Here is a 24,747-nt window from a genome sequence, read left to right on the forward strand (position 1 = left end):
TAAGCCGCTCCAGATAATCCTATACCTTGCTATTAGTCTCTTTACGCAATGAAAGGCTGTGGGCTAGCATATCTAAATAGGCATCGATTAATATCGGCGCCTCTTGTTTTATATCAAAACTTTCTGGCATAAAGAGCCAGTTTTCCATCAAACCTGTAATATAAGCTCTCATGATAATCGCAGCGCGACAAGTATCTAGATTGGCGGGCAATTGATGCGCATCAATACAACCTTGCAAAACGGCCTCAATTCGCTCATAACTAGCTAAATCAAGAACTTTACGTGCATCATGGAGTGAGGACATCTCACCGACAAACTCACATTTATGGAAGACAATTTCCATCAATGCGCGGCGTCGACAATCCTCACGAGTGGAAACAAGAACATAGATAAGTATTTCTCGTAAGATTCGGAGTGGATTATCAGGATATTTTATCTGATACTCTGATTCGAGCTGATCAATTTTAGACTCTGATAACTCCCAAATTTCGTTAAACAGGTCTACCTTATTCTTGAAGTGCCAGTAAATTGCGCCACGGGTGACACCTGCGGCGGCAGCAATATCTGTAAGCGAGGTGCCGGAAACGCCATGCGCAGAAAACTCCCGCACTGCGGCATCTAGAATTTGTTGCCGGGTCTCTTCGGCTTGCTGTTTGGTTTTTCGTGCCATAGCGTTGTTTTTTCGAGGGGGTGCGATTTACATACATTCACGAATGTATGTACCATAGCACGCACATATAATTTACGCAGCAATGGGTTTTAAAGCTTGTGATCCATTGAATTAAATTAAAAATCGGACACTTGAGGTTTATCTATGAGCAAAAACAGAGGGGTAATGCCTCTGGCTGCAATTCTGGTTCTTTCAGGCAGCTTAGTACTTATAGGATGTAATGATAAAGATGCGGCGCAAGCCCATGCTCAGCAGGCACCTGAAGTCGGCATTGTGACATTGAAAGCGGCACCACTGAATATCACAACCGAACTACCGGGCCGCACGTCCGCATTCCGTGTTGCAGAAGTTCGCCCGCAAGTTAGCGGGATTATTCTAAAACGTAACTATGTTGAAGGCAGTGACGTCACCGCCGGAACATCACTTTATCAAATTGACCCAGCCACTTATCAGGCCGCGTATGACAGCGCAAAAGGTGATTTAGCCAAAGCACAAGCTGCCGCTGAAATTGCACGCCTGACGGTGAATCGTTACAAACCATTACTGGGTACTAACTACATCAGTAAGCAAGAGTATGACCAGGCGGTATCTAGCGCTATGCAAGCTAATGCGACGGTTCTTGCCGCAAAAGCCGCGGTAGAAACTGCGCGTATTAATCTGGCATATACTCAAGTGACCTCGCCAATCAGTGGTCGTACCGGTAAATCTTCAGTGACTGAAGGTGCGCTAGTGACTAGTGGTCAGGCAACAGCACTGACCACGGTTCAGCAGCTTGATCCTATGTATGTCGATGTAACCCAATCAAGCGATGAGTTTTTGCGTCTGAAAAAAGAGCTGGCTGATGGCACGCTCAAGCAGGAAGATGGTAAAGCCAAGGTTCGTTTGTTACTGGAAAACGGTAGTGAGTACGCTGAAACCGGTACGCTGGAGTTCTCCGGTGTCACCGTGGATGAGACCACAGGTTCGATTACAATTCGTGCCATCTTCCCGAACCCGAATGAAGCCTTGCTGCCGGGGATGTTTGTCCGCGCCCGTTTGGATGAAGGTGTTAGACCTGATGCACTGTTAGTGCCTCAACAGGGTGTGACACGTAATCCGCGTGGCGAAGCAACAGCGATGGTCGTCGGTGCTGATGACAAAGTTGAATTGCGTACACTGGTTGCTAACCAGGCCATTGGTGATAAGTGGTTGGTTACTGAAGGGTTGAAAGCAGGTGATCGTCTTATTGTTTCCGGCTTGCAGAAAATCAGACCGGGCGTACAGGTAAAAGTGCAGGAAGTCACCACTCCAGCACCAAAAGCAGCCCCAGCTGATACAGCGAAGAAGTCTTAAAAGGAGCCGGTAATTCATGGCTAAGTTCTTTATAGATCGCCCTATTTTCGCCTGGGTTATCGCCATCATTCTGATGTTGGCCGGTGCACTTGCGATAATGAAATTACCTGTTGCGCAATATCCGACCATTGCGCCTCCGGCAATTACAATCTCCGCCAACTATCCTGGCGCCGATGCGACTACTGTTCAGAATACAGTGACGCAGGTTATCGAACAGAACATGAACGGTATCGACAACCTGCTATATATGTCTTCCAGCAGTGACTCCTCCGGTAACGTTCAGTTGACGTTGACCTTTAACTCAGGCACTGACCCGGATATCGCTCAGGTTCAGGTCCAGAACAAACTGCAATTAGCCATGCCATTACTGCCGCAAGAAGTGCAGCAGCAAGGTGTGAGCGTTGAAAAGTCCAGTAGTAGCTTCCTGATGGTTGCCGGCTTTATTTCTGAAGACGGCACCATGCAACAGGAAGATATTGCTGACTATGTGGGTTCTAACGTTAAAGATCCAATCAGCCGTACCGCCGGTGTGGGTGATGTTCAGCTATTTGGTTCCCAATACGCGATGCGTATCTGGATGGACCCGCACAAACTGAATAACTATAACCTGACACCGGTTGATGTTATCAACGCGATCAAAGTACAAAACAATCAGGTTGCAGCCGGCCAGTTGGGTGGGACTCCTCCCGTACCTGGTCAAGAACTGAACTCATCAATCATTGCGCAGACTCGTTTGACCAATGCTGAAGAGTTCAGCCAGATCTTGCTGAAAGTGAATACCGATGGTTCGCAGGTGCGCTTAAAAGATGTGGCTATCGTCCAACTCGGCGCTGAAAGCTATAACATCATTGCCCGTTATAACGGCAAACCAGCGGCGGGTATCGGTATCAAGCTGGCGACAGGGGCTAACGCCCTAGATACTTCTGCTGCGGTAAAAGCTGAGCTGGCAAAATTGCAGCCGTTCTTCCCGGCCGGATTGAAAGTCGTTTATCCGTATGACACCACCCCGTTTGTTAAAATCTCTATTAACGAAGTGGTTAAAACACTGGTAGAAGCCATTATTCTGGTGTTCCTGGTTATGTATCTGTTCCTGCAAAACTTCCGTGCAACGTTGATCCCAACGATTGCAGTACCGGTGGTATTGCTGGGTACATTTGCCATTCTCTCCGCCTTTGGCTATTCGATAAACACCCTAACGATGTTCGGGATGGTGTTGGCGATAGGGCTATTGGTGGATGACGCCATCGTGGTCGTCGAGAACGTCGAACGAGTGATGCAAGAGGAGGGGCTACCGCCGAAAGAGGCCACCAAAAAATCCATGGAGCAAATCCAGGGTGCATTGGTGGGGATCGCGATGGTTCTGTCGGCGGTATTTATCCCGATGGCCTTCTTCGGCGGGGCAACGGGTGCAATCTATCGTCAGTTCTCCATCACTATCGTTTCAGCAATGGTGCTCTCGGTGTTGGTGGCATTGATTCTGACGCCAGCATTGTGCGCAACGATGCTAAAACCTATCGCCAAAGGCGAGCATGGGCCAAAAACCGGTTTCTTCGGTTGGTTTAACCGCATGTTCGAGAAAAGCACCCACCACTATACCGACAGCGTTGCCAATATCTTACGCAGCACTGGCCGTTATCTGGTGATCTATCTGGTGATTGTGATTGGGATGGGCGTGCTGTTCCTGCGCTTACCTACATCATTCTTGCCAGAAGAGGATCAGGGCGTGTTCCTGACCATGGTGCAGATGCCTGCCGGTGCGACGCAAGAACGTACTCAGAAAGTGTTAAATCAGGTCACTGACTACTACCTGGACAAAGAAAAAGACGTCGTTAACTCAGTATTTACCGTTAACGGCTTCGGTTTCAGTGGTCAGGGTCAGAACACCGGTTTGGCATTCGTTAGTCTGAAAAACTGGGATGAGCGCCCGGGCGAGCAAAATAAAGTGCCAGCAATTGTGGCCCGTGCATCTGCCGCTTTCTCACAAATTAAAGACGGTTTGGTATTCGCCTTTAACTTGCCAGCGATTGTGGAGCTGGGTACAGCAACCGGCTTCGACTTCCAGTTGATTGACCAGGGTAACGTGGGGCATCAGAAATTAACTGAAGCCCGTAACGAACTGCTCGGCATGGCGGCGCAACATCCGGATATGCTGGTCGGTATGCGCCCTAACGGCCTGGAAGATACACCTCAGTTCAAAGTGGAAGTTGATCAGGAAAAAGCACAGGCCCTTGGCGTAGCGATTTCTGATATCAATACCACCCTTGGCTCCGCTATGGGCGGCAGCTATGTAAACGACTTTATCGACCGTGGTCGCGTGAAGAAAGTTTACGTACAGGCTGACGCACCATTCCGTATGTTACCGGGTGATATTGATAAGTGGTATGTCCGCAACAGCGCCGGTCAAATGGTCTCATTTGCCACCTTCTCTAGCGCGAAATGGGAATATGGCTCACCACGGCTTGAACGTTACAACGGCTTACCCTCTATGGAAATTTTGGGTCAGGCAGCTCCGGGTAAGAGTACCGGTGAAGCGATGGACCTGATGCAGGAACTGGCGGGTAAATTACCCAGCGGCATTGGTTATGACTGGACGGGGATGTCCTATCAGGAACGTTTGTCGGGTAACCAAGCTCCAGCACTGTACGCCATCTCACTGATTGTGGTCTTCTTGTGTCTGGCGGCGTTGTATGAAAGCTGGTCAATTCCATTCTCAGTAATGTTGGTGGTGCCACTGGGTGTGGTTGGTGCGTTACTGGCAGCCTCACTGCGCGGCCTGAATAACGACGTTTACTTCCAGGTCGGCTTGTTGACCACCATTGGGCTATCGGCCAAGAACGCCATCTTGATTGTTGAGTTCGCCAAGGACTTGATGGACAAAGAGGGTAAAGGCTTGGTGGAGTCAACGTTGGAAGCCGTGCGTATGCGTCTGCGCCCAATTTTGATGACCTCGCTGGCCTTTATCCTTGGGGTTCTGCCACTGGTTATCAGTAGTGGTGCCGGTTCTGGTGCACAGAATGCGGTAGGTACGGGTGTTATGGGTGGGATGATCACCGCCACCGTACTGGCTATCTTCTTCGTTCCGGTATTCTTCGTGGTGGTGCGCCGCCGCTTTAGCCGGAAAAGTGAAGATATAGAGCACGCACATGCCGTTGAGCATAAGGCGAAGTAAACCTTATAGCAGCAGATGATGTGATATTTAAAGGCCGTACTCAGCGGCCTTTTTCTTTGTCGCCCGCCCGCCCCCTCTCTTAGAGAGCCAGCAGAAAACAGCGCTTTATTACCAAGGTAAAGCCATCGATTCGGCCAATATGATTATATTGTGATCAATATACCAAATAGCCCACTGCGCATTTGCAGCGCAACAATAAGTTACTATTATATAAATATTCATAAAAATGAAGATAAGTAAAAAATCGGATAGTGATAAATGGAAACGAGATTAAAAATTCTTTATGACGCACAGGTTATTGATTCATCGGTTTATATTGGGATGATCAAGGTTCTAGAACGTCTGGAGCAACATTGGAAATTATCTCTACGTCACCCTCAGGGAGAGATGCTAATCACTCACATGGCAAATGCCTTGATGCGGGCGAGTCAGGGAGAAGTGATCCCGGCTATCGCCGATGAAATATTAAAAGAAGTTGAAGCAACTGCTGTTTCTGCCGATATTAGGATAATTAACAACGATTTACTTTCTCTGTTTGCTTTCGAGGTCCCTGATCACGAAATAGGCTATTTATTAGCGAACCTATATGGTCTGTATCTTGCTCAACAAACGGAATATTGATCGCATTTATATAAGTTAAATATTCAAAAAAATGAAAATTATGTAGTGATTTAAGGATCTAAAATGCTACTAAAAGCGTTACAAAAACAGAATCCAGCATTGATGGAAGCCGCTCTTTTACTGTGGCAGCAAGGGGCGATAAGACCTGACAGCTACGTTATTGATGTTGATCAGGTCAGAAAAAATGCAGGTTTATTACTGGAAACTGCCGCTCGCCATGGCATGACACTTTATCTCATGAGCAAACAGTTTGGTCGCAACCCGATGCTATGCAAGTTGCTGCTAGAGTGCGGCTATCAAGGCATTGTGGCGGTGGATTTCAAAGAAGCGCGCCAGCTCTATCAGCATAATCTACCGGTCGCCCACGTGGGTCATCTGGTGCAAATCCCCAGTGGGATGGTGGAAGAGGTGGTCTCTCACCGACCAGAGGTCATCACGGTTTACAGCATCGCCAAGGCCCGCGAAATTGCCAAAGCCGCCGTGCGTCAGGGCACAGAACAGGCATTGCTGCTGAAGGTTTGGCACCCCAATGATCTTATCTACCCAGGGCAAGAAGCCGGATTCGCACTGGATGAACTGCCCGCAGTGATCAATGAAATAAAAACCTTGGGCGGTGTCCGTTTAGTGGGCGTGACACACTTCCCTTGCATGCTTTTTGATAGTGAGAAAGGAGAGACACTGCCTAGCCCGAACCTGAAAACGTTGATTGAAGCAAAGGGCATCCTTGAGCGAGAAGGCATTCACGTGGAGCAGATCAATGGCCCTTCCGCAACCTGTGTTGAAAGCATCCCGCTACTGGCTCGCTATGGCGTAACCCATGCAGAACCGGGGCACTCATTGACCGGCACTATGCCATCCAATCAACAGGGTGAGCAACCTGAACATGTCGCCATGCTCTATCTGACTGAGATCTCCCATAACCATCAAGGCAGAAGCTATTGCTACGGTGGCGGATACTATCGGCGCGGCCATTTGAGTCACGCGCTAGTGCATGATCAGCAGTGGCATTTGAGCAAGGTTCTGAACCCAGCAGCTGACAGCATCGACTACACCCTCAGTCTCACTGAACCCTTCGCCGTCGGCTGTCCGGTGGTGATGTGTTTTCGTACTCAAATTTTCGTCACCCGCAGTGATGTGGCGCTGGTCGCCGGGATTCATTCAGGCCAACCTAGATTGCTCGGAATTTATGATAGTCAGGGTAGTACCATTCCAAGGTCCACCGGACAGGAGGGGTTATGAGTAAGTTTATCGTACTGGTCATCGATAGCTTTGGCGTCGGTGCTATGCCTGATGTTGCTGAGGTTCGCCCACAGGATATCGCCGCTAATACCTGCGCCCATATTTTGCAAACCTACCCAGATATGCGTTTGCCACATCTGGAGAAGTTGGGATTGATTAATGCGCTGCATATCGGCTCGCCGGATTTCAACGAGAGCATAATGCAAGAGCGCGCGCAGGCCAGTTTTGGCGTCGCCCTATTACAGCATGAAGGCGGCGACACATTTATGGGCCATCAGGAGATCATGGGCACCCTGCCCCGCTCGCCATTATCCATGCCTTTTTCCACCGTAAAATCGCGTGTAGCTGATGCATTGCGCCAACAGGGCTATCAGGTTGAACAGCGCAGTGCGCCTGAGGATAGCGGCCACCTGCAACTCCTCTGGGTCAATAACGCGGTGGCCATTGGTGATAATCTTGAAGCAGACTTAGGCCAAGTCTTTAATATTTGTGCTAATTTAAGTGCCGTCGATTTTGAGTTGGTTGAGAAAATTGGCCGGATAGTTCGCAGTTGTGTCGCCGTGAACCGCGTGATTGCTTATGGCGGGCAATTAGTGGATAGCCATAAAATCATCAGCGCGGCTGAAGTCAAGCAACAGCAATACATTGGGATTAATAGCCCAAAATCAGGCGTTTACGACAGTGGTTTCCAGGTTATTCATCTGGGCTATGGTGTCGATGCAGCAGTGCAGGTTCCTCACCAGCTTGAGCAAGTTAATGTCCCAACAGTATTAGTCGGCAAAGTCGCCGATATCGTGGCTAACCCCACAGGGCGAAACTATCAGCAATTAGTTGATTCTCAAACCATTTTGGATATCACACTGGCAGAAGTACAACGCGCAGGCAGTGCTTTTATCTGCACCAATATTCAGGAAACTGACCTCGCGGGCCACGGGCAAGATGTAGAACGCTATGCTGAACGCCTGGAATTGGTCGATAACATGTTAGGCAAAATTATGGCGGCCATGGCAACAGGTGATTGCCTGGTCATCATGGCTGACCACGGTAATGATCCGACGATCGGCCACAGTAAACACACGCGGGAACAGGTGCCCCTGCTGGTTTACCACGCAGGGATGACAGATACGCAGCCGCAAGCCGTCCATCTTGGTATCCGCGAAACGATGTCTGATGTCGGCGCTACGGTTTGTGAATTCTTTGCTGCCCCTGCACCACAAAACGGCCACTCCTTCTGGCAGCAACTCATCAATGCCAGTAAATAATGGAATATATTCTGGCCATGCAAAAACATTAAAAATGGAAAAACAGAGATTGCTTAAAATAGCGATTGGCAGGTTTTTTTCATTCGGATCTTGAAACAGGAAAATGAAAAGCGCATAATTATTGTTATAGTATAACATAACAATTGGAGCTTCTATGAAACCTGCCATTCATCCCAACTATCGGACCGTGGTTTTCCACGATACCAGTGCAGATACCTATTTTACTGTAGGTTCAACCATTGCCACCGCACGCACAATTGAACGTGATGGTCAGACCTACCCTTATGTCACGTTGGATATCTCTTCAGCTTCACATCCGTACTACACCGGTAAACAGAAAGAGTTCTCCAAAGAGGGGAGCACCGCCCGTTTCCAACAGCGCTTTGGCCGTTTCTTGACCAAAAAAGCCAGCTAATTCTGAGAGTTAATCATGCAAGTATTGAGTTCATTACGTTCAGCGAAAAATCGTCATCCGGATTGCAAAATCGTCCGGCGCCGTGGTCGGGTATATGTGATTTGTAAAAGTAATCCGCGTTTTAAAGCGGTTCAAGGTGGAACCCATAAGAAGCGCTAAGGATGAGAGTTCGGCGTCACCTGTAGTAAAAGCCCTGTTGCTGCCCAACGGGGCTTTTTTTTTGCTGACGATCAACCTGTCATAAAGGGATTACTGGCTCAACCCCCGCTAACAATCGGAGGTTGAGCGCTTTTTACGACACCTATTTCATACTGCCCACCAGGGTATCAACATTGTGTTTGAAAGCTTCAGCATAGGTCGCGGCCGGGCCGCCAGCGGGAGACAATGCTTCAGGGTAGAGCTCTCCCCCCGCTTTAGCACCACTGGCTGCGGCAATCTGTTTGACCAAACGCGGGTCCGTCTGATTCTCAATAAAATAGGTTTTTATTTTCTCTTGCTTGATTTGATTAATCAACGCCGCCACACCGCTGGCACTGGCTTCAGACTCGGTTGAAAAACCCACTGGCGACAAGAAGTTAACCCCATACTCCTGGCTAAAATAGCCGAAAGCATCATGACTGGTCAGAACTTTGCGCTGATCTGCGGGGATCGCGGCAAACTGCGCTTTTGCATCGGCATCCAGTTTTTCCAATTGCTGGATATACTCCCCGCCGCGCTTGCGGAAATAATCTGCATCTTCCGGGTCTGCGACAATCAATGCATTCATTACGTTATTAGCATATTTAATGCCATTCGCCATACTGTTCCATGCATGGGGATCAGTCACCCTCTTACCCTCGTCATCCATTTTACGGCTATCAACTCCGGTAGAGGCAATGACCACCTGCCCTTTATAACCAGAGGCGCTAATTAGCCGCTCCAACCACCCTTCCAGCCCTAATCCACTGACAAACACCACATCCGCCTTGGACAACTGTTTGCTATTTTTCGGCGTGGGTTCGAAACCATGGGGATCACCATTCGGCCCAACTAAGGTAATCACATTGACATGCTCACCGCCCACCTGCTGAACGATGTCACCTAAAATAGAAAAACTGGCAACAGCTTCAATAGTTTTTGCCATTGCTAATGGGCTTGACAGTAGGGCAGCCACCGCCAAACTAATCGATAAACGCTTCATATAACTCTCCTTTATTAACAGTTACTGCTTAACGGCGCACGGTAACCAAAACCCCACCGCGCGTTCCAAATAAGATAGATAAAAAGAAAATCAGGCTGGCGCTAAGTACAATTGCCGGGCCGGCAGGTAACGAGGCGTAATAGGACCACAGCAAGCCAACGAGGCTGGCAACCATACCGATCACCATGGCGATACCCAGGGTATGGGGTAAGTTTTTGGCCCAAAAACGGGCACTGGCGGCTGGTAACATCATCAGTCCGACCGACATCAGTGTGCCGAGGATCTGAAAACCCGCCACCAGATTGAGCACCACTAACGACAAAAATAGCGCGTGAACCACCATCAACCAGCGGCCCATGCTGACCCGCAGAAAGAGAGGATCGAAAGACTCAACCACTAGTGCGCGGTAAATAGCCGCTAACGCCAACATCGAGCATGTGGTGATAACACCCACCATGGTCATGGCGTTGGTATCAACTGCCAAAATAGAGCCGAATAACACATGGAGCAGGTCCATACTAGAACCTCGCAGTGAGACTAATGTCACCCCTAGCGCCAGCGAGCCTAGATAGAAACCGGCAAAACTGGCATCCTCTTTTAATAGTGTTCGACGGCTGACCCAGCCCGACATCACAGCAACGGCCAATCCGGCAATAAAACCCCCCACCCCCATCGCAACCAGTGACATCCCCGAAATCAAATAGCCTATCGCCGCCCCCGGCAATACCGCGTGAGACAGTGCATCACCCACTAAACTCATTCGCCGTAATAATAAAAAAACGCCTAAAGGGGCTGAACTGAGCGAGAGCGCCAGACAAGCCACCAGTGCACGCCGCATAAAGCCAAAATCGACAAAAGGATCAATCAGTAAATGGATCAAGGTCATAGGTTGATCATCCTCAGCAGTTCGGGCTGTTGCGGCGCGCAGGAGAGTGCGCAAGAAGCACTGTGTGAGCGATGCAATTCGGCTAAAACCTGCTCCGAATGCTGCCAGCAATACCCTTGGGAGGTTAACCACAATGCATCGGGGAAGTGCTCAGCCACCATCGACATATCGTGCAAAACCGCAATAATGGTTCGGCCCTGATGATGTAACTGATGGAGAACATCGAGGAGCAACTGCACTGTTTGGTTGTCGATGCCGGTAAAAGGCTCATCAAGCAAAATCAGCGGTGCTTGCTGCACCCAAAGGCGAGCAAACAATACTCTTTGTAACTGACCACCGGAAAGCTCCCCCACCGGCTGGTGCGCCATACCCTGCATACCGACTATATTAAGTGCCTGTTTTATTCGTTGGCGTGATTGATTATTCATCCCACCAAGTAACCCACTTTGCGGCCAGCATCCCATCGCGACCACATCCTGAACCGCGATCGGAAACTGTTTATCTAACTCGGTTTGTTGGGGAAGATAGGCCATTTGCGGCGCTCGCCCACCGACGAAGGTTAATTGCCCAGTAACAACCGGCTGCAAACCCGCCAGTGTTTTAAGCAACGTGGATTTTCCTGCCCCATTTGCGCCAATAATGGCAGTGAGGGAGCCGGCGGAAAAACAGCCGTCAATGGGCGGTGTCAGTGGATTTCGGTCATATCCGATTTCAATTTTTCTCAAATTTATCATGGCAGTACATTCGCCCAATAAATCGCGCACCACAACAATAGGCAGAGTAAGGCGACGGCGCCGATGCGCTGTAATGAGGAGAGTGAGAACAGCGACCAGACGGGAAAAGGATTCAGCCGGGCAAGGAAAGAGTGTTTATTCATATCAGAGAAAGACAGATGATTTTATGTTATATTATAACATCACATATCATCAGTGAATTCAAGAAAACATCGCTGGCTTATCAGTATCAAAAGTAACAACTGTTAACCCCATGATCCAAATAGCATAGGCCAGCCGACGGAATTGGCCCTCTACTGATAGAAAAACAGGCGGTATCTGCATCATTAGTTACAGTAAATTAAACTTTCCTTACTGATACCTGACTGGTGAACGTGGGCTGGGATTTGGTACTCTGGTAGCAGAATAGGTCGTTAGCACTCTCAACACGATAAATAACACAATAGAACAAAAGTAATGTAGCGACCCTCCTCTTGATCAAACCCGTAGAACACTCTAGATTAATAGAGTGTTGCTAACTTAATCGTGCTTAATAAGCCTAAATATGAGAAATCCTCGTCAGGGTGGTTATTTTATTGCAAAATTGCGTTATTGAAACTTTATGGCCTAAATAACCTCACGAGGTGTTAACTAACCCTATTGGTTGAAAAATCGCATTAGATGCGAATTTTTTCATTCAAATCATGGAAATAGTTGCAGAAATACAGTACATCGCATTTTTTGCGACAATGATCATACAATAATGAATTAATGTTACCACCATAAGCGGACAATTAATGAACAATGAAATAGCTGGCGACTTCACTTCAGGCTGTTACCCGATTTCATTGCTGAAGCGGGTTATCAACAATAATATTCGTGAAATTGAAGGAAGTTTAGTTTCCGGCTTAATGTATTATTCGGAAAATGCCAGATACACAGCTGGTTCATTAGAAATTCTTGATATTTCTCATTTGCAAGACAACCATTATTCAATGAGTTACTGCTACCAGTGGCATATTTTTAACCCTTGTTTGGACATCCATACTGAAGAGTCCCTAACAAATGCTGTAACATTTATTGTACATCCGGAAAAAATCATTTTTGATATCATTAACAATGATCGGCCGTCCACCGCTGACGAATTGTAAGATTAAGTAATAAAGTTGCGCGGTGAACGAAGAAATGATTTATATTCATAGCAAGGCAAGCTTATTTAGGTTAACGATAAGCGTCTGCGCTTATATGATTATCAATCTACTCACATTGTGTTATCAACACCGAATTAAGACTTTACGGAGGGGATGATATGGATGAGTACTCGCCTAAGCGGCATGATATTGCCCAGTTGAAGTTTCTCTGTGAGAGTTTGTATGATGAAGGCATTGCTACGCTTGGTGATAGCCACCATGGGTGGGTCAATGACCCCACAGCAGCTGTAAATCTACAACTTAATGATTTGATCGAGCATATAGCTTCATTTGTGATGAGTTTTAAAATAAAATACCCGGATGACGGCGACCTGTCAGAGTTAGTGGAAGAATATTTAGACGATACATATACTCTGTTTAGTAGTTACGGGATCAATGATCCTGAATTGCGTCGCTGGCAAAAAACCAAAGAGCGGTTATTCAGACTTTTCTCAGGAGAATACATCTGTACCCTGATGAAAACTTAAGGGATAGTTTCCCTATATTAATTTGTATATCGAGAAGAAAAATCACCATGACAAAAACTGACTACCTGATGCGTTTAAGAAAGTGTACGACTATTGATACGCTAGAACGTGTAATTGAAAAGAATAAGTACGAACTTTCCGACGATGAGTTGGAATTATTTTACTCAGCGGCTGATCATCGTCTGGCGGAACTCACAATGAATAAGCTTTATGATAAAATTCCACCTACAGTTTGGCAGCATGTGAAATAGTCCGCTTAACGCTGGTTAAGACACAACAACGTTGAGCCGATAAACACTATCGGCTTCAATGGGCTAGGCGATTTTTACGTTTGTTAATTTGAGATAAATTTCTTAGATAAAACGACGGTATTGAAGGTTAACTTTAATCCCGCGCTATTGCGTACCCGCGCTTAGGTGAAATCCTGTGACTTATCAGGATGCTGTAAAAATATTTAAGTAAAAATGATTCAGCGCTCTATTTATTAAAATTTTGTCTGACCGCTAATAGTTTCAAGACATTATTAATCATATGTCATATTGAATGCATAAATAGAAAGTTCAAACCAATGGGGAATGAGAAGAATCTTATTCTTCTGTTCAATACTCAGCCTGTTCTGCAATGTCTGACGAATAGGATGGGAAGATTTAAAGTAGATAGCTATCAGGGGGGAAGAGACTTCAGATAAGCAGACAAACTCAACAAGATAAAACATCTATACATCAGAAGTGGTGGAGGCCCTGCCAGCTACATCCCGGCACACACCTCGCCTGCTACGGCTGCTTCCTTCCGGATCTGACCGAGTTCACAAGTTAGTGTTGCGGGAGAACCAACAGGACCTCCATTGACGTTAACGGCCCCTTGTACTCTGGAGCGGTGGGCATTATCGACCATGCCCAGCCAAATAGCAAGGTAACACCAGCTAACCGGTGGTTTATTGCGCACTCACACTCAGGTAAGTGCTTAATCTATTCTCTTCAAGCAAAAAAATAGTCGACGATATTATTTATATCGTGCGACGCTATCCTCTATCCAAATAATAGAGCCGCAAGAGGATGCAGTGACATCATCAGAAACCTCCCCCAAAAATCAGGATAAATCTACGACGGCGGAATATCAGGATGAGCATGATAGCCCACCGATAATGGACAGTTTTCGTCAGCGGGTATTCCAGGTTGTGGCCGCCATCCCCTACGGGCAGGTCACCACTTATGGTGATATTGCGCGGTTAATTGGTTCCCCACGGGCGGCACGGCAAGTTGGTGGTGTTCTAAAGCGTTTACCGCAGGGGTCTGCATTGCCTTGGCATCGGGTTATTAATCGCCACGGTGAAATATCATTAATTGGTGATAATTATCTGAGGCAGAAAAAGGCATTATTGGCCGAGGGCATTCAAATTGATATCACGGGCAGAATTGATTTACAGCAATATCGTTGGCAGTACCGTTAATCTCAGCGCCACAGCATAGTGGTTATACTGCGGCGCTTCGATGGCTACGGTGTGGTCGTAGCGCCTGATATTGTTGCAGCGCCTGAGGTTGTCGCCGGTGCAGTTTCTATGGCAACGGAGGTTACAGGTACTAGCAGCAAATTAGCCTGAGTCCCGGCTCCACGGTTTATCACCTCCTGAATGGTATCAGTGATAAACATTAACTGACCATTATGGGTGATCGCCGCACTCACAATGATGCGCGCGTTTGGCTGGATATCTGATGGGTTAAACGGCAGGGTAAAGGTAAATGGTGCCTGTTTGCCCTCAGTGCGAACCGCTTTCTGAGCAATGACTCGTGATGGTGCATCAGCCAGTGAGGCATCCGACAGCGTTACCGTAACCACGGAATCGGGTGGTAATGCAATGCGCTCGCGGATGTTAACTGTCCCTTGTACCGCAGGCTGCGCAATAGGTGCTGCTGCGGTTGTCACCCCTGCAGGGGCAGGAACTGGCACATCAGCGCCTTGGTGAGCACACCCAGCCAGACTGACCACTAACGCTGCCCCACCCGCTACCCGCCAAAATTTCATTGATTGCCAAGGTTTCATAGGTCGCACTCCTTCTTATTATTAAGATGCTGACTATTCATAGAATAGGCACGTGTTTAATAAGTGGCTTCAACCACCTAGCACGCTAATTATAGCACAATCTGCTGAGCCTTTCCGTTTGCCCTAAGATTCAGCCATTTATCAGACTATTCCTTAAAAGATGATCATTAGCACAACCGGGATCACAGCAATATATTGACGCCCCCCCAACAGATTCAGCACACTGTAACTGAACTCAACCATCAAGGGCCACAACATGAGCCAGCCATTAGCAAAACTGCTCGATCTACTCCATCTGGAAAAAATTGAAGAAGGGATCTTTCGTGGCCAAAGTGAAGATCTGGGCTTGCGCCAGGTGTTTGGCGGGCAGGTCGTCGGTCAGGCTATCTATGCTGCAAAACAAACCGTCCCCATGGATCGGATTGTCCACTCATTCCACAGCTATTTTTTGCGCCCGGGGGATAGCAGTAAGCCGATTATCTATGATGTCGAAACACTACGTGATGGCACCAGTTTCAGTGCCCGCCGGATCAGTGCTATTCAGAATGGTAAACCTATCTTCTACATGACGGCGTCGTTTCAGAGTCAGGAGGAGGGGTTTGAGCACCAAAACAGCATGCCGGAGGTCCCCTCGCCGGATGGTTTGATGTCAGAGAGTGACATTGCCCGTCAGTTTGCACATTTGATCCCCGAAAAAGTGCGGGAAAAGTTTATTGGCAACCAGCCAATTGAGATGCGCCCGGTGAAATTCCACAACCCGCTGCAAGGTTCGGTCGAAGAGCCAAATCGTTATGTCTGGTTCCGCGCCAATGGCGAAATGCCGGATGACTTGCGGGTTCACCAATATTTGCTGGGTTATGCTTCTGACTTCAATTTCCTGCCAACCGCCTTGCAGCCGCACGGAATTGGCTTCCTTGAGCCGGGAGTGCAGATTGCCACAATAGACCATTCAATGTGGTTCCACCGGCCATTCCGTCTGGATGACTGGTTGCTGTATGCCGTAGAAAGCACCTCAGCTTCCGGAGCGCGGGGTTTTGTTCGCGGGCAGATCTACAACCAACAGGGCGTGCTGGTTGCCTCTACCGTGCAGGAAGGTGTGATCCGTTTGCATCGCTGATACCGCCGCAAAGCGACTTCGATACCCAAAATAAAACAGGGGCGATAGTGAAATCGCCCCTGCTGCTTATCATCATTATTATTAGTTTTCTAACATCTCAGCCTATTTTGAGCCACTGAACTTCTTGCTAAGCTAACTTATTGGTTGTAAGCATTTTCGCCGTGACTGTTAACATCCAGACCTTCGCGTTCTTGCTCTTCTGGTACCCGCAGACCGACAACCAGGTCAGCAATTTTGAAGGCAACGAAGGCAACAACACCAGACCAGACCAAACACACACCGACACTAAACAGCTGTACGCCAACCTGATGGCCCATGGTGACGCCAGCCGCGTAACCGGTGCCCCCCAGTGAAGCAGAGGTGAAGACGCCCGTCAGGATACAACCGATAATCCCGCACACACCGTGAACGCCGAACACGTCGCAAGTATCATCCACTCGCAGCCATTTCTTCAGCAGTACCACCCCCCACAGACCAGCAACGCCGCCCACCAGACCGATAATCAATGCGCCCCCCACCCCTACAGTACCTGCCGCTGGTGTGATCGCAACCAGACCGGCGATACAACCGGAGCATGCACCCAGTAAGGAGGGTTTGCCGCGTAAAATCCACTCAGCAAAGACCCAAGAGAGAATGGCACCTGCTGTTGCGACGACGGTGTTCAAGAAGGCAAGTGCGGCAATTTCGTTAGCGGCACTGGCTGAACCCGCGTTGAAACCAAACCAGCCGATATAGAGAATTGCAGTACCGGTAAACACCATCGGTAAGTTGTGTGGTTTGAAAGCTTCTTTGCCAAAGCCAGCACGTTTACCCAGTAAGTAAGCACCTACTAAGCCGGCGATAGCGGCGTTAATGTGCACCACTGTACCACCGGCAAAGTCCAGCGCACCGTCCATTGCCAGGAAGCCGCCGCCCCATACCATATGTGCCATTGGCAGGTAGGAGAAGGTGAACCACAGCACAGCGAAGATTAATACCGCAGAGAAACGAATACGTTCGGCGAATGAACCCACCACCAGTGCGACCGTGATACAGGCGAATGAAGCCTGGAACACCACATGGATGTATTGGTAGAAGGTGCCGCTCAAGCTGGTCAGGCCGATACCTTTCAGCATCGCCATATCGAAGCTGCCGAAGAAGGCATTGCCGGTACTGAAAGCCAGGCTATAACCGTAGAGGATCCAGAGTACGCAGATCAGCGCGAAGGTCACGGTGACCTGGGTCATCATTGATAATACGTTTTTGGAACGCAGCAGGCCGCCGTAGAACAGGGCAATACCGGGCACAGTCATAAACAGCACCAAGGCGGTGCAAATCATCATAAAAGCATTATCAGCTTTGTCAGCTACAGCTGGTACAGCAGCCATTGCCAAAGAGGGCAGCATCGCTACCGAACTTAGGCCCAACACGGATAAAAGTTTTTTCATCATCAACCCATCCCTATTCACTAAATTTGAGCCTGCAAATTACAGTGCTGCTTCGTCGGTTTCGCCGGTACGGATGCGAATAACACGTTGCAATTCAGCAACGAAAATTTTGCCATCACCAATTTTGCCGGTATAGGCGGCCTTACTGATCACATCAATCACTTCATCTAATTGATCATCGGCAATCGCGATATCAATTTTCACTTTAGGTAAGAAATTGACGCTATATTCAGCTCCACGATAGAGTTCGGCGTGTCCTTTCTGGCGACCAAATCCTTTTACTTCGGTTACGGTCAGCCCCTGAATACCCACAGAGGACAAGGCTTCACGCACATCCTCCAGCTTAAATGGTTTGATCACCACGGTAACCAGCTTCATATTTGCCCCTTCTCGAACTAAGTCGAATTTAAGTCTCCACGAGACACCTGTCTGCCACAAAAGAAACAAAGCAAAGGCTATGCCATAAATAAAGATAGCTGAAAATTAGTGTGAAAATGACCAACAGAGGGTCGTTGAGAGAATCAAGCCCCTGCTGACAGGGCTACACCGCGAGTATTGAGTATTTTTTGTGCACCAAATTAGTGCGATGCGCGTCACAAAAGTGCACCATCGCATTGATGGGCTATTGCGTTGCAAGATTATGGTGCGGGATGTCCGCTCTCTTGCAAACTGTCGCGGTACTGAGGGGGTATATTTGGTGGGTGATGGGGCTAGGAAGCGGCACAGGGCGTGATGCGAGGCCGCCAGGCCCCGCAGATTATCCCTTAATTAACCGCAGTTTCTACCTGGTCAATAGCCGCTAAATCTTCGCTGACCAGTTGCAACTGGTACATTTGATAATAGCGCCCATGGGCCGCAAGCAGCTCTTGATGCTTACCTTGTTCAACTGCCACACCACGGTGCAGCACCAAAATGGTATCAGCATCGACAATGGTTGAGAGGCGGTGAGCAATCACGACCAAAGTGGTATTTTTGCGGATAAGCTGCAATGCCCGCTGAATCGACTGCTCAGTGCCAGAGTCAATATTGGCGGTCGCTTCATCCAAAATCAGAATTTGCGGCGCTTGTACCAATACCCGCGCCATCGCCAGCAGCTGTTTCTGCCCGACTGACAAGGTATTGCCCTGCTCCCCGAGCATACTGTGCAGCCCATCAGGCAGCCCATGGACTAATGGCGCAAGTTGCACCGTCTCCAGCGCTTGCCAAACTTGCTGCTCACTAATATCACGGCCTAAGGTCACATTGGCGAAGAAAGAGTCGGCCAACACCACCGGATCTTGTTGCACCATGGCAACCCCCTGGCGCAAGGTCTGGTGAGATAACCCAGAGAGTGGTCGGCCATCAAGCAGAATCTCCCCTTGCTGCACCGGGTAGTAACCCATCAACAGATTAGCCAGCGTACTCTTGCCACTGCCGGTATGCCCGACCAAAGCAATAAATCCACGCGACGGCACATCAAGAGAGATATTTTGCAGTACCATTTTATCGTGACGATAAGCAAAGCTGACATTCCTCACCTGAATATGGCCACTGGTCAGCGGACGGTCATCGGTGCCATAGCCCTGCTGAGCGCGATCCATCAGATCGAAAATACGCTCCCCAGCCACCACCGCTTGTTGCAGGATAGATTGCTGAGATGTCAGCTCAATCAACGGCTCATTTAAGCGCCCCAGATAGTTAATAAATGCATACAGCACCCCCACCCCGACGGAACCTTCTGGGCTGAAACCGAACAGCAACAACAAACCGCATAGCACCATGGCAGAGAACAGACTCAGCAGCGGGCGTAAAAGAAACCCCTCCAGGCGCAAAGTTTGCATCCGCGCCATATAATGCGCGCGACTGGCTGACTCCATCCGCTCGCCGAAGCGCGCTTGCTGGCGAAACTGCTGAATAACACCCATGCCATTAATCACTTCATTAAAGCCGTCGTTGATGTCAGCCAGATAGGCCCGAACCCGCCGCACCACGGGGGTGCTATAGCGCTGATAAATCGCCATCACTACCAATACCGCAGGGAAAATGCAGATTGAAATCAGCGCCATGCGCCAATCCAGACTGAACATCGCCACCAGCATTGCGCCGATTAACGCGGCACTTTTTAGCACTGTAGAGACCACCATCACATATAAATCTTTGATAACTTCAGTGTCATTAGTTACGCGGGAAATCAATTGCCCCACCGGCTGGGTATCAAAAGCACTGAGCGGTTGGCGCAAAGCCGCATCCATCACTTCAATGCGCAACCGCTGAACCACGCCGACTGCAGCACGATTAAACAGCAGCGCCTGAAAATAGTGCAAGGTCGCAGCCAGCAGTTGCAGCAACAGATATGCCAATGCCAGCCCACTCACCAAACCGAGCGGCAAGGTGCCTTTCGCCACCACGTGGTCAATAAAATAGCTGATCAACAGTGGGCCACTGACTTCAGCGGCAGCGGCAACCCAGAGCATCAAGACCGCCAGCCCTAATGGTTTTCGATACGGCGAACCATAGGAGAGCAGCCGTTTTAGTGTTGGCCAAAGTTGCTGAGGTTTACTCATCGGTTTTGGCCTCCGGCTCACCATCATCTAATGCCGCTTCCAGTTGTTGATAGCGGTACATCTCGCGATACCAACCCGATTGATTGACCAATAAATTATGTGTACCACGCTGCATCACACCGCCATGTTGCATCACCAGAATTTCACTGGCCTCCGTCAAAGCGGAGAGCCGATGGGCGCTAATAATCACGGTGCGATGTTCGCCCCAAAGGCGCAGATTTTTTAAGATTTCATGTTCGGTCTGACCATCAACCGCAGAGAGTGCATCATCAAGAATCAGAATTTCAGTCTCCAGAAGCAGCGCTCGGGCAATGGAAATGCGCTGTTTCTGCCCGCCTGATAACATCACGCCGCGCTCGCCCACTTCAGTGTCATACCCTTGAGGAAGGCGCAAAATATCCTCATGGACACTGGCTAAACGCGCGGCCCGCTCAATTTGTTCTTGAGTGGCATCAGGTTTACCTAACGCAATATTGCCCGCCACGGTGTCAGAGAAGAGGAATGGCGTCTGACTGACTACGGATAAGCGCCCGCGCCAGTCATGCAAACGAATATCCGACAGCGCATGTCCCTGATAACTAATAGCGCCATCATCAATATCAAATTGCCGCTGAATTAATGCCAGCAAGGTGCTTTTACCGGACCCCGTCGGCCCACATAGCCCCAACATCTGCCCCGGAGCCAACTTCAGCGCGACATCATGTAATGCGGGCTGTTCAGCCCCCGGATAATAGAAATGCCGAATGTTTACCGCTAATGTGCCACGCCCGTTAGATAATTCGATCTCACCATCTTTTACCACCGGCGCCTCTTCCAACAAACTACGGATACGGCTATAGGCCGCGCTGCCGCGTTCGACAATATTGAACATCCACGCCAACGCCAACATCGGCCAGATCATTAACCCCAGATACATCACAAAACTGGTCAACTGCCCTAAGGTAATGCTGTGGTTAACCACCATCCAGCTACCACCGCCGATGGCTAATAAATTAGCGATGCCGATAGCAATATAAATGGTCGGATCAAAACGGGCATCAATGCGCGCAACATACATGTTCTTCGCGCCCGCTTCGGCGGCAACCTGCGCAAATTGCTGTGATTGATTATCTTCCAGACCAAAAGCTTTAATCATGCGGATGCTGGTCAAACTCTCTTGCGCCTGATTATTGAGGCTAGAAAATGCGCCCTGCGCCGATTTAAAGCGCTGGTGCAGTTGGTCGCCATAATATTTGATCACTATCGCCATCACCGGCATGGGTAGCAGCGACAACAATGTCAATTGCCAGCTGATTTGGGTGCTCATCACAATCAATACCACACAGCCCATCACCAGCGAATCCACCAGCGTCAACACCCCCTCACCGGCGGCAAAAACCACGCGATCGACATCATTCGTGGCGCGTGCCATTAAGTCGCCGGTGCGGTGACGTAAATAGAAGCCGGGGGCCTGGCGGCTGAGTTGGCGATAGAAGTTCGATCGTAACTCCACCGCCAATTGGTAGGATGCGCCGAAGAGTAGCACGCGCCAGACATAGCGCAGTAGATAGACCACGATTGCCGTCACCAGCATCACCCCGATCCACATCAGTAGCCTGTCGGTCGACATCTGTTTGGTACTGATGCCATCCACAATTACCCCAACCAGCTTTGGTGGCAACAATTGCAAGATAGCAATAATGATCAGCAGCAACACCGCGCCTACATAGCGACGCCACTCTCGGCGGAAATACCAGCCTAATTGTGCAAACAATCTCACGCAGTCTTATTCCATGGTCTGACACCGAATAGCATCGGTATTCTTCTTGCTATACGCAATCAATGAGGGAGTAGGATACCATCGTTAAAATGACTTTTTATTCAAAAATTTTTTACTCAGGGATCGGCAACATAGTGGTGTATTTGATCTTTTCCATCGCAAAACTCGATGTCACATCAATCAGTCCCGGCACGCCATTCACCATGCGTTTGTAAAAATTGTCGTAACTTTTCATATCGGCAACCTCTACTTGCATCAGATAGTCATATTCACCCGCCATCCGATAGAACGCCAGCACCTCAGGCATTTTCTGGATGAACTCGACGAATGCCTGATACCAATCGCTATTATGCTGCTGCGTCTTAATCAGCACAAATGCCGTCAGCCCTAAGCCCAACTTTTCACTGTCCAGCAACGCCACTCGCCCACGGATAAAACCCTCATCCTCGAGGCGCTTTAGGCGTTTCCAACATGGCGTGGAGGTCAAATTGACGGCCTCAGCCAAGACTTGCAGTGATTGAGTGCAATCTTTTTGCAACATACAGAGCAGCTTGCGGTCTGTTTTATCTAGCATAGCCATTATCCATGGAATAGTTTTCTATCATTTGGCGATAAAGAAGGAAAAATGGCAACGTTTTTTTCTTTGATAACCGATAATATAACAATCATTAAATTGCTATTTATATCGCAGGCTGCCAAATGACCAACACTTGGGTAAAAAATGCTATCAGTGAAATAGAAGCTGATTTTCAACGCTCCGCTGATACTCACCTGATCCGCCTAAATCTACCTGCTTTTCCCGGCATTTATCTCTATTTGAAAGATGAGAGCACCCATCCTACCGGTAGCTTAAAGCACCGCCTGGCCCGCTCATTGTTCCTCTATGGCCTATGTAATGGCTGGATCACCGAAGGCACCACGATAATTGAGGCCTCTTCCGGCAGCACGGCGGTATCTGAAGCCTATTTTGCTCGCCTGATTGGCTTGCCATTTATTGCCGTCATGCCAAGTTGCACCGCTCGACGAAAAGTTGAGCAAATTGCCTTCTACGGTGGTCGCTGTCATTTTGTCGACCACGCAGGGCAAATCTATGCTGCATCGGAGCAGTTGGCCCGTGAGTTGAATGGCCACTATATGGATCAGTTCACTTTTGCGGAGCGAGCAACCGACTGGCGCGGCAATAATAACATTGCCGACAGTATCTTCCGCCAGATGGCCCGCGAACCCTTCCCTGTCCCGGACTACATTGTGATGAGCGCCGGCACCGGCGGCACTTCCGCCACGTTAGGCCGCTATATCCGCTATCAAGGGCATGATACCCAACTAATGGTTGTCGATCCGGAAAACTCGGTATTTTATGACTGCTTCTGCAACCGTGATCGCACAGTCACCGGCAGTTGTGGTAGCCGCATTGAAGGGATAGGCCGCCCACGGGCTGAACCTTCATTTATTCCTGAGGTAATTGACAGCATGTTGCGTGTACCGGATGCCGCCAGTGTGGCAACCATCCATTGGCTGGAGGGCATTCTGGGGCGCAAAGTGGGGGCATCAACGGGGACTAACGTCTGGGGAGCATTACAATTAGCCAAACAGATGCGCGAGCAGGGAAAAACCGGCGCGATTGTGACGTTACTCTGTGACAGCGGTGAGCGCTATCTTGATACCTACTACGACACCCAGTGGGTGAGCACTAACATTGGTGATTTAACCCCATTTCGCAATGAGCTAAATAATCTGTAGTTTGCCGATCAAGGGGGCTTGCAACAGCCCCCTTTGAGAAGAAAAAAACCGGATGGTTATCCGGCTGGCTAATAGCCATACCCAAAGTCATTGATGTTGTAGCATCAGAACTCGGGGTATAAACCTCAGAATTCGGGGGAATAGGTGAGGTGTGGTGAACTTAGCCAATGGTGCAAATAGTGCGCGACGCCTTGCTGCTCGCAGCGACCAATAATCTGTAAATGGGGTAATTCTTGCTTCAATTGCGGTAGTGCATTTCCCATCACCAAGCCGCGCCCCACCCGTGACAGCATCTCTTTATCATTCATTGCATCACCAAATGCCATACAATCTGCCAGGGTCAAATCAAGATGATGGCTTAATCGTTCCAACGCCGCCCCTTTATTACAGCCACGAGGGAGCACTTCAAGACATTCGGCGGCGGAGAAACAGAAGTCAGCTTTGCCGCCCATCTGTTGTTCTAGCTGAGTTTTAAGCTCGGTTAACTCTTGGTGTGAGGCAATAAAACAGATCTTGTGATTACCGGTCAGCGGCAATGCATCCAACGCCGTGAGTTGGAACTGGAATCCACTGGTTTTATGGGCGGTTAATAGCGCGGCGTCATTGCAATCGGTAAACCAACCCTCATCGCGGAATAAGTGGATACTGGCATTTGTCTGCCAAGGGGTGCGCAGCACAAACTCCACCAGCTCAGCAGGTAAATCCATGCCATATAACGGGGCTCCATCCAGATCCGCTACCCGCGTACCATTACCGGTAATCAAGTAACCGTTAATTCCTGAATGAGAAAGAATCCCTTTCATATCAATATAGTGTCGCCCGGTAGCGAAGGTCAGAATCACCCCACTCTCGACTAACTGATGCAAGGCATTCAATGTCGCACCACCAATATTATGGTCGCGCATCAGTAAGGTTCCATCCATATCAAAAGCGGCTAAACGGTACATTCAAAACCT

Annotated in this window: 24 protein-coding genes and 1 other RNA gene; 13 read left to right on the forward strand and 12 right to left on the reverse strand. The window is 48.9% G+C overall.

Annotated features, from left to right (window positions below; all coding sequences use genetic code 11):
• Positions 1–19: 19 nt before the first annotated feature.
• Entirely contained in the window at positions 20–670 is a 651-nt protein-coding gene (gene acrR, locus FFE93_RS15650) for a multidrug efflux transporter transcriptional repressor AcrR (protein ID WP_005272689.1), read from the reverse strand.
• Between the two features lie 144 nt (positions 671–814).
• Here acrR and acrA point away from each other — a divergent pair, with 144 nt between their 5' ends.
• From acrA to ykgO, 7 genes are all read left to right on the forward strand, one after another.
• Complete coding sequence (gene acrA / locus FFE93_RS15655) at positions 815–2,002, forward strand: efflux RND transporter adaptor subunit AcrA (RefSeq protein ID WP_032897179.1); 1,188 nt, start codon at positions 815–817, stop codon at positions 2,000–2,002.
• Positions 2,003–2,018: 16 nt separating this feature from the next.
• The gene (gene acrB, locus FFE93_RS15660) at positions 2,019–5,171 is read left to right on the forward strand and encodes an efflux RND transporter permease AcrB (RefSeq protein ID WP_005272693.1); all 3,153 of its coding nucleotides are present in this window, start codon (positions 2,019–2,021) and stop codon (positions 5,169–5,171) included.
• Positions 5,172–5,429: 258 nt separating this feature from the next.
• Positions 5,430–5,792 carry a PRD domain-containing protein gene (locus FFE93_RS15665; protein WP_057647463.1) on the forward strand — a complete coding sequence of 121 codons (363 nt, stop codon included), beginning with the start codon at positions 5,430–5,432 and terminating at the stop codon, positions 5,790–5,792.
• A 63-nt stretch (positions 5,793–5,855) separates the two neighbouring features.
• Complete coding sequence (locus FFE93_RS15670; protein WP_054872692.1) at positions 5,856–7,031, forward strand: YhfX family PLP-dependent enzyme; 1,176 nt, start codon at positions 5,856–5,858, stop codon at positions 7,029–7,031.
• Positions 7,028–8,293: a phosphopentomutase gene (locus FFE93_RS15675; protein ID WP_057647458.1), complete on the forward strand. Its 1,266-nt coding sequence runs from the start codon at positions 7,028–7,030 to the stop codon at positions 8,291–8,293. Before FFE93_RS15670 ends, FFE93_RS15675 begins: the two co-directional genes overlap by 4 nt.
• Before the next feature lie 154 nt (positions 8,294–8,447).
• Positions 8,448–8,708, forward strand: a complete 261-nt coding sequence (locus FFE93_RS15680; protein WP_049602348.1) for a type B 50S ribosomal protein L31 — start codon at positions 8,448–8,450, stop codon at positions 8,706–8,708.
• A 15-nt stretch (positions 8,709–8,723) separates the two neighbouring features.
• Positions 8,724–8,867 carry a type B 50S ribosomal protein L36 gene (ykgO, locus tag FFE93_RS15685; protein ID WP_002208618.1) on the forward strand — a complete coding sequence of 48 codons (144 nt, stop codon included), beginning with the start codon at positions 8,724–8,726 and terminating at the stop codon, positions 8,865–8,867.
• Between the two features lie 142 nt (positions 8,868–9,009).
• Here the strand turns inward: ykgO and FFE93_RS15690 are convergent, their stop codons facing one another.
• Genes FFE93_RS15690 through FFE93_RS15700 form a run of 3 tightly spaced genes read right to left on the reverse strand, consistent with a single transcriptional unit; the run spans position 9,010 to position 11,508 of the window.
• Entirely contained in the window at positions 9,010–9,888 is an 879-nt protein-coding gene (locus FFE93_RS15690; protein ID WP_049602347.1) for a metal ABC transporter substrate-binding protein, read from the reverse strand.
• A 28-nt stretch (positions 9,889–9,916) separates the two neighbouring features.
• A complete protein-coding gene (locus FFE93_RS15695) occupies positions 9,917–10,774 on the reverse strand; it encodes a metal ABC transporter permease (RefSeq protein ID WP_032897187.1) in 858 nt (285 codons plus the stop codon).
• On the reverse strand, positions 10,771–11,508 hold the full coding sequence (locus FFE93_RS15700) for a metal ABC transporter ATP-binding protein (protein WP_049602345.1): 738 nt from the start codon (positions 11,506–11,508) through the stop codon (positions 10,771–10,773). The genes FFE93_RS15695 and FFE93_RS15700 overlap by 4 nt, the downstream gene beginning before the upstream one ends.
• A 776-nt stretch (positions 11,509–12,284) precedes the next feature.
• On the opposite strand from FFE93_RS15700, the gene FFE93_RS15705 reads away from it, so the two are divergent.
• From FFE93_RS15705 to ymoA, 3 genes are all read left to right on the forward strand, one after another.
• Positions 12,285–12,638: a hypothetical protein gene (locus FFE93_RS15705; RefSeq protein ID WP_005272705.1), complete on the forward strand. Its 354-nt coding sequence runs from the start codon at positions 12,285–12,287 to the stop codon at positions 12,636–12,638.
• A 158-nt stretch (positions 12,639–12,796) separates the two neighbouring features.
• Positions 12,797–13,165: an Hha toxicity modulator TomB gene (gene tomB, locus FFE93_RS15710; RefSeq protein WP_005272706.1), complete on the forward strand. Its 369-nt coding sequence runs from the start codon at positions 12,797–12,799 to the stop codon at positions 13,163–13,165.
• A 47-nt stretch (positions 13,166–13,212) separates the two neighbouring features.
• Complete coding sequence (gene ymoA, locus FFE93_RS15715) at positions 13,213–13,416, forward strand: expression modulating protein YmoA (protein ID WP_002208622.1); 204 nt, start codon at positions 13,213–13,215, stop codon at positions 13,414–13,416.
• Between the two features lie 487 nt (positions 13,417–13,903).
• Here ymoA and ffs read toward each other — a convergent pair.
• Positions 13,904–14,000: signal recognition particle sRNA small type (ffs, locus tag FFE93_RS15720), an RNA gene on the reverse strand.
• A gap of 309 nt (positions 14,001–14,309) precedes the next feature.
• Between ffs and FFE93_RS15725 the strand changes: the two genes are divergently transcribed.
• Positions 14,310–14,615 carry an MGMT family protein gene (locus FFE93_RS15725; protein ID WP_186367721.1) on the forward strand — a complete coding sequence of 102 codons (306 nt, stop codon included), beginning with the start codon at positions 14,310–14,312 and terminating at the stop codon, positions 14,613–14,615.
• Positions 14,616–14,659: 44 nt separating this feature from the next.
• Here the strand turns inward: FFE93_RS15725 and FFE93_RS15730 are convergent, their stop codons facing one another.
• Positions 14,660–15,205, reverse strand: coding sequence for a YbaY family lipoprotein (locus FFE93_RS15730; RefSeq protein ID WP_138775476.1), 546 nt, complete (start codon positions 15,203–15,205; stop codon positions 14,660–14,662).
• A 256-nt stretch (positions 15,206–15,461) separates the two neighbouring features.
• Between FFE93_RS15730 and tesB the strand changes: the two genes are divergently transcribed.
• Entirely contained in the window at positions 15,462–16,322 is an 861-nt protein-coding gene (gene tesB / locus FFE93_RS15735) for an acyl-CoA thioesterase II (protein ID WP_049602338.1), read from the forward strand.
• Positions 16,323–16,459: 137 nt separating this feature from the next.
• Here tesB and amtB read toward each other — a convergent pair whose 3' ends face one another.
• The 5 genes from amtB to FFE93_RS15760 form a co-directional block, all read right to left on the reverse strand.
• Positions 16,460–17,749 carry an ammonium transporter AmtB gene (amtB, locus tag FFE93_RS15740; RefSeq protein ID WP_032897241.1) on the reverse strand — a complete coding sequence of 430 codons (1,290 nt, stop codon included), beginning with the start codon at positions 17,747–17,749 and terminating at the stop codon, positions 16,460–16,462.
• 39 nt (positions 17,750–17,788) lie between these two features.
• Positions 17,789–18,127: a P-II family nitrogen regulator gene (gene glnK, locus FFE93_RS15745; protein WP_002208627.1), complete on the reverse strand. Its 339-nt coding sequence runs from the start codon at positions 18,125–18,127 to the stop codon at positions 17,789–17,791.
• Between the two features lie 386 nt (positions 18,128–18,513).
• Positions 18,514–20,292 (reverse strand): SmdB family multidrug efflux ABC transporter permease/ATP-binding protein, encoded by a 1,779-nt coding sequence (locus tag FFE93_RS15750; protein ID WP_138775479.1) that lies wholly within the window; start codon positions 20,290–20,292, stop codon positions 18,514–18,516.
• Positions 20,285–22,051 carry a SmdA family multidrug ABC transporter permease/ATP-binding protein gene (locus FFE93_RS15755; protein ID WP_049602333.1) on the reverse strand — a complete coding sequence of 589 codons (1,767 nt, stop codon included), beginning with the start codon at positions 22,049–22,051 and terminating at the stop codon, positions 20,285–20,287. The genes FFE93_RS15750 and FFE93_RS15755 overlap by 8 nt, the downstream gene beginning before the upstream one ends.
• Before the next feature lie 112 nt (positions 22,052–22,163).
• Positions 22,164–22,625 carry an Lrp/AsnC family transcriptional regulator gene (locus tag FFE93_RS15760; protein WP_032897197.1) on the reverse strand — a complete coding sequence of 154 codons (462 nt, stop codon included), beginning with the start codon at positions 22,623–22,625 and terminating at the stop codon, positions 22,164–22,166.
• Positions 22,626–22,750: 125 nt separating this feature from the next.
• Here FFE93_RS15760 and FFE93_RS15765 point away from each other — a divergent pair, with 125 nt between their 5' ends.
• The gene (locus FFE93_RS15765) at positions 22,751–23,791 is read left to right on the forward strand and encodes a PLP-dependent cysteine synthase family protein (RefSeq protein WP_054872696.1); all 1,041 of its coding nucleotides are present in this window, start codon (positions 22,751–22,753) and stop codon (positions 23,789–23,791) included.
• Between the two features lie 125 nt (positions 23,792–23,916).
• On the opposite strand, the gene cof is transcribed toward FFE93_RS15765, so the two are convergent.
• Positions 23,917–24,738, reverse strand: a complete 822-nt coding sequence (gene cof, locus FFE93_RS15770) for an HMP-PP phosphatase (protein ID WP_054872697.1) — start codon at positions 24,736–24,738, stop codon at positions 23,917–23,919.
• Between the last annotated feature and the right edge of the window lie 9 nt (positions 24,739–24,747).

The sequence above is a fragment of the Yersinia sp. KBS0713 genome, assembly GCF_005937895.2.
Classification (GTDB): domain Bacteria; phylum Pseudomonadota; class Gammaproteobacteria; order Enterobacterales; family Enterobacteriaceae; genus Yersinia; species Yersinia bercovieri.